The following is a 13,527-nucleotide window of genomic DNA, read 5'->3' on the forward strand; positions in this document are numbered from 1 at the left end:
GAATATCTCTATAAGGAACCCCACTATGTCCCCATTTCTGAGCGCTTATTTTGCCCGTATCGGCTGGCAGCAGCCGGTCTCCGTGGATATCGAGACCCTGCGGGCGCTGCATTTGAGCCACAACTGCGCTATTCCGTTTGAGAATATTGACGTGGTGATGACCCGCGAGATCCAGCTCGACGATCAGTCCGTAATGGACAAGCTGGTTTCCGCGCGTCGCGGCGGCTACTGCTTTGAGCAGAATGGATTGTTTGAGCGCGTGCTGCGCGAAGTGGGCTTTGAGGTGCGTAGCGTACTTGGGCGCGTGATTCTGGCGAATCCGCCGCAGATGCCGCCGCGTACGCATCGGCTGCTGCTGGTGGAACTCAACGGCGAGCGCTGGATTGCGGATGTCGGATTCGGTGGCCAGACGCTGACCGCGCCGATTCGTCTCATCACCGGGGAAGAGCAGGCGACGCCGCACGGCGTTTATCGTCTGATGAACGAGAATAACGACTGGGTGTTGCAGTTCCGTCATCACGAGCACTGGCAGTCGATGTACCATTTCGACCTGGCGACCCAGTATTTCACCGATTACGTGATGGGCAACTTCTGGTCCGCCCACTGGCCGCAGTCCCATTTCCGTCACCACCTGCTGATGTGCCGCCATCTGCCGGACGGCGGCAAGCTGACGCTGACCAACTACCACTTTACCCACTGGCAGGGCGCTCGCGCTGTGGAAACGGTCAATTTGCCGGATGCCAGTGCGTTGTATGTCGTGATGCAGGAGCGTTTTGGCTTGGGCGTGGACGATCCGAAACACGGATTTTCACTGACGGAATTAACAGCGGTGATGGCGGGGTTTGATACCCATCCGGAAGCGGGGAAATAGCGGTAAATGTCGGGTGGCGGCTTCGCCTTACCCGACCTACAAAACAAAGCGAACAAACCTAACCGTAGGCCGGATAAGCGCAGCGCCATCCGGCGCAATCAGCGCCGCGATCTCACCACCTGATACCGGCGCGTCAGATACTCCACCGGCGCGCTCCAGACGTGCACCAGTCTCGTGAATGGGAACAGCAGGAAGATGGTCATTCCGAGCACCAGATGCACGCGGAAAATATAGGCCACGCCGTCGAGATGCGCCGATGCGCCGCCGTGGAAAGTTACCACCGCCTGCGCCCAGTCGACCAGTTTCAGCATTTCACTCCCATCCGGATGCTGCGCGGAGAACGGAATCGTCGCCAGGCCGAGAATGCACTGCACCAGCAGAACGCAAAGGATCAGAATATCCGCCGTCGAAGAGGTCGCGCGGATACGCGGATTGGTTAAACGCCTCACCAGCAGCCCCGCACCGCCGACCAGCGTCAGCACGCCGCAAACCCCGCCGAGGATCATCGCCATCAGCTGTTTCTGCGACATCGGCAGGAACCACGAATAGACCCAGTGCGGCGTCAGCATCCCGAAGGCATGGCCGAAAAAGATCCCCAGAATGCCGATGTGGAACAAGTTCGACCACAGCACCATCCCGCGTTTATCCAGCATCTGGCTGGACGACGCACGCCAGGTGTACTGCCCGTAGTCGTAGCGCAGCCAGCTCCCCAGCAGGAACACCGTCCCGCACAGATACGGGTAGATATCGTAAAAGAAGACGTTCAGATAGTGCATCATTTCGGGCCTCCGGCGCTGACGTCCACGTACTGAGGCGCGACGTCCTGGCTAAAGCGTCGTTGATATTGCTGCATCGGCGAGCTGTCGCACGCCGTGGCGTTGTCCTCGATAAACTTGACCTGTTCCTCTTCCCACACGGCGTCCAGCGCCTGACGGGTGTCATCCCGCTGTTCTGTCGCCACCTGTTTCGTGACACTGTCACTTGTCAACTTGCTGGCCGCAAGCGCCAGCAGGGCGTCAAACAGCTGATACTGCGGCACATCGCGCTGTTTTAGCCGCCCGCCGATCAGCGCCAGAATCGGCGCGACGTTCTGCAATCCCTCGCGCGCCTCGTCGTCAGAAATGATGCTCAGATACTCCAGATAGAGCGGCAGATAGTCCGGCAGCTCGCGGCAGTCGAGGGCTAAACCGGCTTTCTCGTACTGGCCCATCAGATCGACCATCGCCTGGCCGCGATCGCGGGACTCGGCGTGAACATGCTCGAACAGCAGGAGCGACGTCGCGCGCCCGCGCTCGAACACCTCACACCACTGCGCCTGTTTATCGAGCAGCGCCGCGCCGAGATGCTGCTGCGCAAACGGCAGCAGCTGCGGCGCGTCCTGGGCGATCAGGGAGAGGGCTTCGTCGCGACTCTCCCAGAGCGCCTCGTCCGGGTATTCAATGAGCAGGGCGATAATTTTCAGAATGCGCATTACTCTCCCTCCCCGTGTTCACGCACCTCGGAAATATTGATGGCGTCAATGCGCTGGCTGTTGAACAGATTGAATTTGGTGTCGGAGCCGTGGCAGCCGTCGCCGAAGGTAAAGCCACAGCCGTTTTTCTCCGGGAAGGCATCGGCGGCCATTTCACGATGGTTGGTTGGGATCACGAAACGGTCTTCGTAGTTGGCAATCGCCAGGTAGCGGTACATCTCTTCCACCTGTTCCACGCTCAGGCCCACTTCGTCGATGGCGCGGGTATCGGTCACGCCTTCCACGGTTTGCGAGCGTTTGTAGTGGCGCATCGCCATCATGCGTTTCAGGGCGCGCAGCACCGGGCCGGTATCGCCCGCACTCAGCATATTCGCCAGATACTGCACCGGAATGCGCAGGCTTTCGACGGCAGGCAAAATACTGTCGGTCTGCGGCAGACCGCCGGCGTCGGCGTAGGACTGGATCGGTGACAGCGGCGGCACATACCAGACCATCGGCAGGGTGCGGTACTCCGGGTGCAGCGGCAGAGCCAGCTTCCAGTCCATCGCCATTTTGTAGACCGGCGAGCGCTGGGCCGCTTCGATCACGTTCTGCGGGATACCCTGTTTCAGCGCTTCCTCAATCACCGCCGGATCGTTCGGGTTCAGGAACACGTCGCACTGACGCTCGTACAGATCCGTTTCATGCTCGGTGCTGGCCGCTTCTTCAATGCGATCCGCGTCATACAGCAGCACGCCGAGATAGCGAATGCGCCCGACGCAGGTTTCCGAGCAGACCGTTGGCTGACCGGACTCAATGCGCGGATAGCAGAAGATGCATTTTTCCGACTTTCCGCTCTTCCAGTTGAAATAGATTTTTTTGTACGGACAGCCGCTGATGCACATGCGCCAGCCGCGGCATTTGTCCTGGTCGATCAGCACGATGCCGTCCTCTTCGCGCTTATAAATCGCGCCGCTCGGGCAGGTGGCGACGCAGCTCGGGTTCAGGCAGTGCTCGCACAGGCGCGGGAGATACATCATGAAGGTGTTTTCGAACTGGCCGTACATCTCCTTTTGCATCTTGTCGAAGTTACGGTCGCGGGCGCGTTTCTCGAATTCGCCGCCGAGCAGCTCCTCCCAGTTTGGGCCGCCGACGATTTTGTCCATTCGTTTGCCGCTGATCAGCGATCTTGGACGGGCAGTCGGGAGATGATCGCCCTCCGGCGCGCGGTGCAAGTCCTGATAGTCAAAGGTGAAAGGCTCGTAGTAGTCGTCGATGCCTGGCAGCGACGGGTTAGCGAAGATTTTCGACAGCACGCCCACGCGTCCGCCGAGGCGGGGCGTCAGTTTCCCGGTGATCCCGCGCACCCAGCCGCCTTGCCACTCCTCCTGGTCTTCCCAGTTTTTCGGATAGCCGATGCCCGGTTTGGTTTCGACGTTGTTAAACCACGCGTATTCCATCCCTTCGCGCCCGGTCCAGACGCTTTTGCACGTCACCGAGCAGGTGTGACACCCAATGCATTTGTCGAGATTCAGTACCATGCCGACCTGTGAGCGTATTTTCATTTTTTCGCCTCCTGTACCTGATCCCGACCTTCGCCATCCAGCCAGTTAATGTTTTTCATCTTGCGGATCATGATGAATTCGTCGCGATTCGAGCCGACGGTGCCGTAGTAGTTAAAGCCGTAGGCCAGCTGCGCGTAGCCGCCAATCATGTGCGTCGGTTTCGGGCAGACGCGGGTGACGGAGTTGTGGATCCCGCCGCGTCGTCCGGTCACTTCCGAACCCGGTATGTTCAGAATGCGCTCCTGAGCGTGATACATCATGGTCATGCCCGGCGGCACGCGCTGGCTGACGACCGCGCGAGCGGTGAGGGCGCCGTTGGCGTTGAAGGCTTCGATCCAGTCGTTATCTTCAATGCCTAACTCGCGGGCGTCGGTTTCGCTGATCCAGACGATCGGCCCGCCGCGCGACAGGGTCTGCATCAGCAGGTTTTCGCTGTAGGTGGAGTGAATGCCCCATTTCTGGTGCGGCGTGAGGAAGTTCAGCGCTTTTTCCGGGAAACCGTTCGGCGGGATTTCGCGCATATGGGTCACGCTGCGGGTGTCGATCGGCGGACGATAGGCCACCAGGCTTTCGCCAAAGGCGAGCATCCACTGGTGATCCTGATACAGCTGCTGACGGCCCGACAGGGTGCGCCACGGGATCAGCTCGTGCACGTTGGTGTATCCGGCGTTATAGGAAACATGCTCGCTCTCGATGCCGGACCAGGTCGGGCTGGAGATGATTTTGCGCGGCTGGGCCTGGATATCGCGAAAACGAATCTTCTCGTCTTCTTTGTTGATTGCCAGATGGGTATGGTCGCGCCCGGTAAACTCGGCGAGGGCCTTCCAGGCTTTGACCGCCACGTGGCCGTTGGTTTCCGGGGCAAGCGACAGGATCACCTCCGAAGCGTCAATGGCCGTATCGATCAGCGGACGCCCTTTGCACGGGCCATCGAGCTTGACGTAATTCAGCTTGCCGAGGAAATCGACTTCGTCCTGGGTATTCCAGGAAATACCTTTCCCGCCGTTGCCGAGCTTGTCCATCAGCGGCCCGAGCGAAGTAAAGCGCTCGTACGTTTCCGGATAATTACGCTCGATAACAGCGATGTTCGGCGCGGTTTTACCGGGAATCAGATCGCATTCGCCTTTGCGCCAGTCCTGAATATCAAAGGGCTGCGATAGCTCCGCCGGGGAGTCGTGCTGCAACGGCTGCAATACCACGTCCGTTTCAGTACCCAGATGGCCGACGCACACTTCGGAAAACACTTTGGCGATGCCCTTGTAGATATCCCAGTCGCTGCGGGATTCCCACGCCGGATCCACGGCGGCAGAAAGCGGGTGAATAAACGGATGCATATCCGAGGTATTCATGTCGTCTTTCTCGTACCAGGTGGCGGTCGGCAGGACGATATCCGAGAACAGACAGGTGCTGGACATGCGGAAATCGAGGGTCACCAGCAGGTCGAGCTTGCCCTCGATGGCGGCGGTTTGCCACTCCACCTCTTCCGGTTTGACGTCGTCGGTCGAGCCGAGATCGTCCCCCTGAATGCCGCTCTCGGTGCCGAGCAGGTATTTAAGCATGTACTCGTGACCTTTCCCGGAGGAGCCGAGCAGGTTCGAGCGCCAGACGAACAGATTGCGCGGGTGGTTTTTGCCGTTGTCGGGCTGTTCGCAGGCGAAGCGCAGATCGCCCGATTTCAGCGCCTGAACTGTGTACTCCTGCGGCGTCATACCGGCGGCATCAGCGCGGGCTTTGATGTGCAGCGGGTTGAGCGACAGCTGCGGGGCGGACGGCAGCCAGCCCATCCGCTCGGCGCGCACGTTAAAGTCGATCAGGTGCCCGGTGAATTTCGACGGATCCGCCAGCGGGGAGAGCAGCTCCTGTGCGGTGAGTTTTTCGTACCGCCACTGGCTGGCGTGGTTGTAGAAGAACGAGGTGCTGTTCATCTGGCGCGGCGGGCGGTTCCAGTCAAGGGCAAACGCCAGCGGCAGCCAGCCGGTTTGCGGGCGCAGCTTTTCCTGGCCAACGTAGTGCGACCAGCCGCCGCCGCTCTTGCCGACACAGCCGCAGAAGACCAGCATATTGATCATCCCGCGGTAGTTCATGTCCATGTGATACCAGTGGTTCACCCCCGCGCCGAGGATGATCATCGAGCGACCGTGGGTTTTGTGAGCGGTATCGGCGAATTCACGGGCGATCTGTTCGATGTGACGACGCGGCACGCCGGTGATTTGCTCGCCCCAGGCCGGGGAGTAGGCTTTAATTTCGCTGTAATCTTTAACGGCGTTGTCATCCTCCAGCCCGCGATCCAGGCCGTAGTTCGCCAGAATCAGATCGTAGACGCTGGCGACCTGCTGCTGACGGCCATCGGCCAGCGTCAGGGTTTTCGACGGCACTTTGCGGATCAGCACCGGGTCCTGTTTCACGCTGCGAAAATGCGGGTTTTCGTTGCCGCCAAAGTAGGGGAAGGCCACGTTCGCAATATTGTCGTGAGTAATCAGCAGCGAGAGCGTCAGCTCAGTTTCCTGGCCTGCTGCCAGCGCTTCGAGGTTCCATTTACCTTTTTCGCCCCAGCGGAAACCAATTGAGCCGTTCGGCGCGACCAGCCCTCCGGCGATATCAAAGGCCACGGTTTTCCATTCAGGATTGTTCTCCTCGCCCAGACCCTCGGCCAGATCCGAGGCGCGCAGCATCCGTCCCGGCACCAGACTCCCGTCGTCACGCGCATCGAGCATCACCAGCATCGGCATGTCGGTATAGCGGCGGCAGTAGTTGAGGAAGTAGTCGCTGGGGTTATCGAGATGGAATTCCCGGAGGATCACGTGGCCCATCGCCATGGCCAGGGCGCTATCGGTGCCTTGTTTCGGGGCCAGCCACTGATCGCTCAGCTTGGCAACTTCTGAGAAGTCCGGGGTGATAGCGATGGTTTTGGTGCCTTTGTAGCGCACTTCGGTGAAGAAATGGGCGTCCGGGGTGCGCGTCTGCGGCACGTTCGAGCCCCAGGCGATGATGTAGCTGGAGTTGTACCAGTCGGCGGATTCCGGCACGTCGGTCTGCTCGCCCCAGGTCATCGGCGAGGCGGGCGGCAGGTCGCAGTACCAGTCGTAGAAACTCAGACAGGTCCCGCCGAGCAGCGAGAGATAGCGCGTCCCGGCGGCGTAAGAGACCATCGACATCGCAGGGATCGGCGAGAATCCGGCGACGCGATCCGGGCCATAATGTTTAATCGTCCAGACGTTAGCGGCGGCGATCAGCTGGTTAAGCTCTTTCCAGTTCGAGCGAATAAATCCGCCGTGGCCGCGCGCTTTTTTGTAGCTGCTGGCCTTCTGCGGATCGCTCATGATGGCGTTCCACGCCAGCACCGGGTCGCTGTGCTGGCCCAGCGCTTCGCGCCACAGCTCGATCAGTTTCCGGCGCACCAGCGGGTATTTCAGGCGGTTGGCGCTGTAGAGATACCAGGAGTAACTCGCCCCGCGCGGGCAGCCGCGCGGTTCATGGTTGGGTAAGTCGGGGCGGGTGCGGGGGTAGTCGGTTTGCTGCGTTTCCCAGGTCACCAGGCCGTTTTTGACGTAAATCTTCCAGCTGCAGGAGCCGGTACAGTTCACCCCGTGGGTGGATCGCACTATTTTGTCGAACTGCCAGCGCTGGCGATAGCTGTCTTCCCAGTCGCGGTTGGTGTGCATCACCTGACCGTGGCCGTCGGCGAAGGTCTCGCCTTTTTGTTTGAAATACCGAAAGCGATCCAACAATTTACTCATGACGTTTCTCCTGACGGGGCGACGCCCACCCCGTGGTTACACTGCTCACAAATGTGTCGATCTGAGTTGTTATGATTTGACGTGTTTCTGTCGGCGGCCATAGACCAGCCAGGTGACAAACACGCAGACGATATAAAACACGAGGAAGACTTTCATCGCGCCGACAGGCGAACCGGTCATTGCCAGCGAGGTACCGAATGCTTTAGGAATGAAGAAGCCGCCGACCGCGCCGATGGCGGAGATAAACCCGAGCGCCGCCGCGGTGTCCGACACCGCTTCCTGCTGGGCTTGCTCTTCGCTGCCGCCGCGCAGTTTGACGTTGTAGATGGTGATCTGGCGGAAGATCACGGCAATCATCTGGAAGGTGGAGCCGCTGCCTAAACCTGCGGTGAGGAACAGGCCCATAAACACCAGATAGAAGGCGGTGAAGTTGCCAGAGCCGGAGCCGGGGAGCGTCAGGAACAGCAGGGCGCTGAAGACGGCCATCAGGATAAAGTTCACCAGTGTGACGCGCACGCCGCCGAGTTTGTCCGACACCACGCCGCCCGCTGAACGCGCCAGCGCGCCGATGAGCGGGCCGAAGAAGGCGAGATGGAGAATGTTCACATCCGGGAACTGGGTTTTCGCCAGCATCGCAAAACCCGCGGAAAAGCCGATAAAGGAGCCGAAGGTCGCCAGATAGAGCAGGCTCAGCAGCCACAGATGCGGCTGTTTCAGCACCGGCAGCTGGCTGGCAATCGAGGCTTTCGAGCTGGCGATATCATTCATGCCGAAAAAGGCGGCGAGGGTGGCAATCAGCAGCAGCGGCGCCCAGATCCAGGCGGCGTTGGCCAGCGACAGCACAGAGCCGTCCTCCTGCGGCACGCCGTGGACGCCGAGAAAGGCGAACATCGGCAGGAAAATCACCGCCGGGGCCACCATCTGCATCACGCTGACGCCCAGATTGCCCAGCCCGCCGTTAATCCCCAGCGCGCTGCCCTGTTTGGCTTTCGGGAAGAAGAAGCTGATATTACCCATGCTGGAGGCGAAGTTCGCCCCGGCAAATCCGCACAGCAGGGCGATGGTGATAAAGACCCAGTACGGCGTAGCGCTATTCTGTACGGCGATCCCGAGCCACACGCAGGGAACAATCAAAATCACGGTGCTTAATATTGTCCAGTAACGACCGCCAAATATTGGCACCATAAAGGAATAGGGGACGCGCAATATTGCGCCGGAGAGGGAAGGTAATGCGGTTAACATGAAAAGCTGATCGGTGGTGAAATTAAAGCCGACTTTATTAAGATTGACCGCAACAGCACTAAATAACATCCAGACGCAGAAGGCGAGGAGCAGACAAGCGACCGAGATACACAGATTTCGTCGCGCGATGTGTTTGCCTTTATTTTCCCAAAATGCCGCGTTTTCAGGTTTCCAGTTATTTAAAAGATAATGATTATTTTTCTCACTTTGTTGTGACATATCGCCCTCGTACTTACCCGTAAAAAACAGAAAAGAGAAGTGAAAACAGTCAGATGGCTGACGTTATACGATTAAGATTTTTGGAATTTTTCAGATGCTTCTGAAAGGATAGATAAGAAAGCGAATCCCTGAGTTTGTCAGGGGAAAGATGATTCGCTTTATGTGTTACCAATTGTAAAATATTGCGGTTTTTAATACTCAGAAAGGAGTATTAAAACAATTCGAGGGTAATTAATTTATCCAGATGGCTATTAAAGGCGGCGTCATCCATTTCTGGCATATTTAACACATAGATACCGTCAAGCCCGCAGACTAAACCAATCAATCGCCAGGCGATATTCTCTGCGCGATCGGAGAGGGTAAAGGCGTTTGCCTCTGCGCCCGCGCAGATAATGGCGACGGTTTCCTGATGCCACATTTCCATCGTCACCACATAGGCGCTTTTAATTTCCGGATCGCGGCTCGCGAGGATTTGCGCTTCCCTCCAAAGGCGGATGTAGGGCTCGAATGCGCCGTCATCACTGCCGAGCATGGCGTGCAGGCGCTGTCGCCAGTCGGCGTTTTCGCCGACGATTTCGGCATCAAGCAGATCGCGGATCAGACGCACAAAGGCCAGGGATTTGAGCTCACCGGCGCTGGCAAAGTGGTGATGTACCTGCCCGGAAGCAATACCGGCCTCGCTGGCTATGCGCCGCACGGTCATGGCGCTAAACCCTTCGCTCAACGCGACGCGCATCGCGGCCTGCAGGATATCTTCCCGCCGTTCGTCCTTGCTCAAATAGCTCATTTCAACTCACTCTCAATGGCGACCAAACGAGTGTAACAAAAAGCTGGACACGCGTTCAACTTTCCGTAGGATCGCATCCTGGACACGTGTCCAGATTCAGTTGAAAGGGAAATTTATGTTTCAAAGGTGGTTAGCGTTAGTGATTATCGTGCTGGTCTATATTCCGGTCGCGATTGACGCAACGGTACTGCATGTCGCCGCGCCGACGCTGAGTATGACGCTCGGGGCCAGCGGTAACGAATTGCTGTGGATTATTGATATTTACTCGCTGGTGATGGCGGGCATGGTGCTGCCGATGGGCGCGCTTGGGGATCGCATTGGCTTTAAAAAGCTGCTGATGCTCGGCAGCGTGCTGTTCGGCCTGTCGTCCCTGGCCGCGGCGTTTGCTCCGTCTGCCGCCTGGCTGATTGCTGCCCGCGCGACGCTGGCGATTGGCGCGGCGATGATTATCCCGGCGACCCTGGCGGGTATTCGCACCCTGTTTGTCGAGGCGCGTCACCGCAATATCGCGTTAGGCGTCTGGGCCGCGGTCGGTTCCGGCGGGGCGGCATTTGGTCCGCTGGTCGGTGGTCTGCTGCTGGAGCATTTCTACTGGGGATCGGTATTTTTGATCAACGTTCCGATCGTGGTGGTAGTGGTCGCCCTGGCCGCGCACTTCGTACCGAAACAGCAGGGACGCCCGGAGCAGACGCTCAATATCTCTCATGCCCTGATGCTGATCGTGGCGATTTTGCTGCTGGTCTACAGCGCTAAAACGGCGCTGAAAGGCACGCTTTCTCCGGCGATCGTGACGGGAACATTGCTGACCGGCGCGGTGATGCTGTTTATCTTCGTGCGCATCCAGCTGCGGGCCAGCAAGCCGATGATCGACATGCGCCTGTTTTGCCATCGCATTATTTTGAGCGGTGTGGTGATGGCGATGACCGCGATGATCGCCCTGGTGGGCTTCGAACTGCTGATGGCCCAGGAGCTGCAGTTTGTCCACGGCTTTACGCCGTTTGAGGCGGGCATGTTTATGCTGCCGCTGATGGTTGCCAGCGGATTTAGCGGGCCGATTGCGGGCGTGCTGGTGGGTAAACTCGGGCTGCGGCTGGTCGCGGCGGGCGGTATGGGGCTGAGTGCGGTGAGCTTTATTGGGCTTTCGATGCTCGATTTCAGCACCCAGCAGTGGCAGGCCTGGAGCCTGATGGTGCTGCTCGGTTTCAGCGCCGCAAGCGCCTTGCTGGCCTCAACCGCTGCGATCATGGCCGCAGCGCCAAAAGAAAAAGCGGCCGCGGCGGGTGCGATCGAAACCATGTCCTACGAGTTAGGCGCGGGTCTCGGGATCGCGATATTTGGCCTGCTGCTCACCCGCAGCTTCTCGGCGTCCATCGAGTTGCCACAGGAGTTGAGCGGTTCCCTAGCTGAAAAAGCCGCGTCGTCCATCGGTGAAGCGGTAAAAGTCGCGCAGGATCTCTCGCCGACGCTGGCCGAAGCCACTATCGAGGCCGCCAAAGCTGCGTTTATCACCTCGCACAGCGTAGCGCTCGGCAGCGCGGGTGCCATGCTGCTGATACTGGCGACCGGGATTTGGTTTAGCCTGGCGAAGGTGGAGCAGAAGTAAAAATAACCCCGACAGCATAACTTTGGCTGTCGGGGTTATCATTTAGGTTAACCTAAATCATGATTAACGATGGTTTTGCAAATGGCTGGGTCAGTGGCGAAATAATGAGACAGCATTGGGATGGGCTTGCATGAACTAAAGGAACTCATAAAGATAATATAAAAATAAACAAAGAGGGAAACTATATTAAATAGAACTAAGAATAATATTGATAGCATTGCTAGGAGATTTCCAGAAAAAGCAAAAACCTTTGGCACTTGATTGTCTTTAGTAAAAGGAACACATGCGATCATTATAATTCCGTATACTAGCATAGGTGCAAATGATAACATTGCCAAATGTCGACCATCAAACCAAAAGAAATTACTATCGCTAAAAAACAGCATAAAATCATGGTATGGTATATTGATAGAGAAATAGAGAAGCATACTTAGTATTGCTATGAGGACGAATGAAATCGTGGTGTATGCTGTTTTAGTTATTGTTTTAATAAGCATGATTATCTCCATTTAATAACTTATAAAGAAGGAAGAGGGTAAGCCAGTATTCATGTATTGATTGTTCCATTCTAATATTTTTTGTTCTTTTACTAATAACTCATTTATTTTTTCTTTTAATGTCGTGGACCATCCATTCTTTTCGTCCAGTCTGTTTAATGTCTTGTTTAAGTACACACCGGTAATGATGAGAAACCCGGCAGTGAGAATAACAGGGGCGCTAATTAGCGTAAACAAAAAACCAACAGCACCAACAATTACGCAGGAAATAATTGTTTTTGCCGCATCTGCAATAACATCACCAAAAAAATCAATGAGCGTGTAATCATTTTTGAAAATCAACTCCATGGCCCTAAATGCGAGAGAGAAATAAACACAAAACTTTGCACCCTGGTAAATGCTGTAAGTCATCCCGCGCCAGCCTATGCCCAATTCCAGTAACTGCATATTACCAGCGCGATAGCGGGTACCTTTTAAAATCCGTCTCAAGCTGGGGTATCCGTTAATTTTGATATAAGCAACTCCACCATAGCGGCAGGCCTTAGCCGTTATCCCCAGACCTTTTAAATTAAACTGAAGCTGGTTCGCCTCATCAAGGTACGTTGAAAATCCCGCGAAATTATGCGCTCCATCCCAGATGTCTTTAATGTTCCCTCCACCCAGCGTGTAGGAAAAGAAATCGTCCGTCTGCCCAATCAGATCGCTTAATACTCCCCGCGCTTCCGCCAGGGTTAGCAACATGAAATATTGAGTGTTTTTCTCCAGCAGTTGTTCGATTTGTGGGAGAGCATCAATATAGGGATGGTTAGGGATTAGCTGATTAATGGGCTGTTGCCCGCGCAACATATCGCCCATGTAGCCTGCCCAGGTATTGTCTCTTAAAGGATCAAAGTTATTCATATTTTCTTTCCCTAGAAAATGTTTTCTTCCCACAGACTATAGGTGCTGGTGCCTGCATTAACATGTTCCCAGCTAATGGATTTATAGCTGAATGAAACTCTGTCCTGTGCTTCCTTTCCATTTTGAGACACTGAGTGGGGAATATGTAAATCCAGTTCAGCAATCCGCGCATCCGTGAGTTTTAAACGGTAATAACACTCCATGCATCCGGCTTTGTCAGTGCGATAAAAATCGGACACGCAGCTGAGAGATTCGTTATCCGTAATGGCTTTTGCTAATAATGGAGAGGATTTATCAAGAGGTTTAACAATAGAGACATTGTGGTGATTCACGTTCCGTTCTCTTGAAAGGGTGTGGGAGAGAGAATAAACGAGTATTTGATCGCCATGCGCAACTTGCGCTTTATTACCAACAGATGCCTGAGTCAGACATCCGGAAGAGATTAACCCTTGAATTTCACCTACCAGCGTAAGATAAACTAACCCTGCCATATGATTCTTCCTTTTTCATTCATTCCATTTATAAGTGCATCACTTATCATATTGAAGTGAAACGCTGCACGATTATTCAGCGTTCATTTTTAGCAGGCAATGTGAAATAAGGAAAAATGAGGAGGTTGTTAAATATACAGCATGAATAGTCAAAAAAGCCCGGAT

The 13,527-nt window shown here is 55.9% G+C and carries 11 protein-coding genes; 2 read left to right on the forward strand and 9 right to left on the reverse strand.

Annotated elements, in window-relative coordinates:
* The first annotated feature begins 25 nt into the window (after positions 1 to 25).
* The gene (gene nhoA / locus AC3WS9_RS10635; RefSeq protein WP_492488215.1) at positions 26 to 871 is read left to right on the forward strand and encodes an N-hydroxyarylamine O-acetyltransferase; all 846 of its coding nucleotides are present in this window, start codon (positions 26 to 28) and stop codon (positions 869 to 871) included.
* Positions 872 to 969: 98 nt separating this feature from the next.
* Here the strand turns inward: nhoA and narI are convergent, their stop codons facing one another.
* The 6 genes from narI to AC3WS9_RS10665 form a co-directional block, all read right to left on the reverse strand.
* Positions 970 to 1,650: a respiratory nitrate reductase subunit gamma gene (gene narI / locus AC3WS9_RS10640; protein WP_282495162.1), complete on the reverse strand. Its 681-nt coding sequence runs from the start codon at positions 1,648 to 1,650 to the stop codon at positions 970 to 972.
* Positions 1,647 to 2,342 carry a nitrate reductase molybdenum cofactor assembly chaperone gene (gene narW / locus AC3WS9_RS10645; RefSeq protein ID WP_285154226.1) on the reverse strand — a complete coding sequence of 232 codons (696 nt, stop codon included), beginning with the start codon at positions 2,340 to 2,342 and terminating at the stop codon, positions 1,647 to 1,649. The genes narI and narW overlap by 4 nt, the downstream gene beginning before the upstream one ends.
* Positions 2,342 to 3,886, reverse strand: a complete 1,545-nt coding sequence (gene narH, locus AC3WS9_RS10650) for a nitrate reductase subunit beta (protein WP_492488218.1) — start codon at positions 3,884 to 3,886, stop codon at positions 2,342 to 2,344. The genes narW and narH overlap by 1 nt, the downstream gene beginning before the upstream one ends.
* Positions 3,883 to 7,623 carry a nitrate reductase subunit alpha gene (locus AC3WS9_RS10655; protein WP_492488220.1) on the reverse strand — a complete coding sequence of 1,247 codons (3,741 nt, stop codon included), beginning with the start codon at positions 7,621 to 7,623 and terminating at the stop codon, positions 3,883 to 3,885. The genes narH and AC3WS9_RS10655 overlap by 4 nt, the downstream gene beginning before the upstream one ends.
* A 69-nt stretch (positions 7,624 to 7,692) precedes the next feature.
* Positions 7,693 to 9,084, reverse strand: coding sequence for a NarK family nitrate/nitrite MFS transporter (locus AC3WS9_RS10660; RefSeq protein WP_282495166.1), 1,392 nt, complete (start codon positions 9,082 to 9,084; stop codon positions 7,693 to 7,695).
* 211 nt (positions 9,085 to 9,295) lie between these two features.
* Positions 9,296 to 9,871: a TetR family transcriptional regulator gene (locus AC3WS9_RS10665; protein WP_492488222.1), complete on the reverse strand. Its 576-nt coding sequence runs from the start codon at positions 9,869 to 9,871 to the stop codon at positions 9,296 to 9,298.
* Between the two features lie 115 nt (positions 9,872 to 9,986).
* Between AC3WS9_RS10665 and AC3WS9_RS10670 the strand changes: the two genes are divergently transcribed.
* Entirely contained in the window at positions 9,987 to 11,474 is a 1,488-nt protein-coding gene (locus AC3WS9_RS10670; protein WP_492488224.1) for an MFS transporter, read from the forward strand.
* 47 nt (positions 11,475 to 11,521) lie between these two features.
* On the opposite strand, the gene AC3WS9_RS10675 is transcribed toward AC3WS9_RS10670, so the two are convergent.
* From AC3WS9_RS10675 to AC3WS9_RS10685, 3 genes are read right to left on the reverse strand one after another with little or no spacing between them, the layout of a single operon-like run.
* Positions 11,522 to 11,971 (reverse strand): hypothetical protein, encoded by a 450-nt coding sequence (locus AC3WS9_RS10675; protein WP_282495169.1) that lies wholly within the window; start codon positions 11,969 to 11,971, stop codon positions 11,522 to 11,524.
* Positions 11,972 to 11,983: 12 nt separating this feature from the next.
* Positions 11,984 to 12,871 carry a hypothetical protein gene (locus AC3WS9_RS10680; protein WP_492488225.1) on the reverse strand — a complete coding sequence of 296 codons (888 nt, stop codon included), beginning with the start codon at positions 12,869 to 12,871 and terminating at the stop codon, positions 11,984 to 11,986.
* 11 nt (positions 12,872 to 12,882) lie between these two features.
* The gene (locus AC3WS9_RS10685; RefSeq protein ID WP_492488227.1) at positions 12,883 to 13,362 is read right to left on the reverse strand and encodes an Hcp family type VI secretion system effector; all 480 of its coding nucleotides are present in this window, start codon (positions 13,360 to 13,362) and stop codon (positions 12,883 to 12,885) included.
* Positions 13,363 to 13,527: the final 165 nt, after the last annotated feature.

It is taken from the genome of Lelliottia sp. EB106-05-01-XG201 (assembly GCF_058791735.1).

What these genes read in the sequence shown, in the direction of transcription:
- narW (WP_285154226.1), bottom strand. Translation starts at nt 2,342, where the DNA reads ATGCGCATTCTGAAAATTATCGCCCTGCTCATTGAATACCCGGACGAG.
- narH (WP_492488218.1), bottom strand. Translation starts at nt 3,886, where the DNA reads ATGAAAATACGCTCACAGGTCGGCATGGTACTGAATCTCGACAAATGC.
- nhoA (WP_492488215.1), top strand. Translation starts at nt 26, where the DNA reads ATGTCCCCATTTCTGAGCGCTTATTTTGCCCGTATCGGCTGGCAGCAG.
- AC3WS9_RS10665 (WP_492488222.1), bottom strand. Translation starts at nt 9,871, where the DNA reads ATGAGCTATTTGAGCAAGGACGAACGGCGGGAAGATATCCTGCAGGCC.
- AC3WS9_RS10660 (WP_282495166.1), bottom strand. Translation starts at nt 9,084, where the DNA reads ATGTCACAACAAAGTGAGAAAAATAATCATTATCTTTTAAATAACTGG.
- AC3WS9_RS10680 (WP_492488225.1), bottom strand. Translation starts at nt 12,871, where the DNA reads ATGAATAACTTTGATCCTTTAAGAGACAATACCTGGGCAGGCTACATG.
- AC3WS9_RS10655 (WP_492488220.1), bottom strand. Translation starts at nt 7,623, where the DNA reads ATGAGTAAATTGTTGGATCGCTTTCGGTATTTCAAACAAAAAGGCGAG.
- AC3WS9_RS10685 (WP_492488227.1), bottom strand. Translation starts at nt 13,362, where the DNA reads ATGGCAGGGTTAGTTTATCTTACGCTGGTAGGTGAAATTCAAGGGTTA.
- AC3WS9_RS10670 (WP_492488224.1), top strand. Translation starts at nt 9,987, where the DNA reads ATGTTTCAAAGGTGGTTAGCGTTAGTGATTATCGTGCTGGTCTATATT.
- AC3WS9_RS10675 (WP_282495169.1), bottom strand. Translation starts at nt 11,971, where the DNA reads ATGCTTATTAAAACAATAACTAAAACAGCATACACCACGATTTCATTC.
- narI (WP_282495162.1), bottom strand. Translation starts at nt 1,650, where the DNA reads ATGATGCACTATCTGAACGTCTTCTTTTACGATATCTACCCGTATCTG.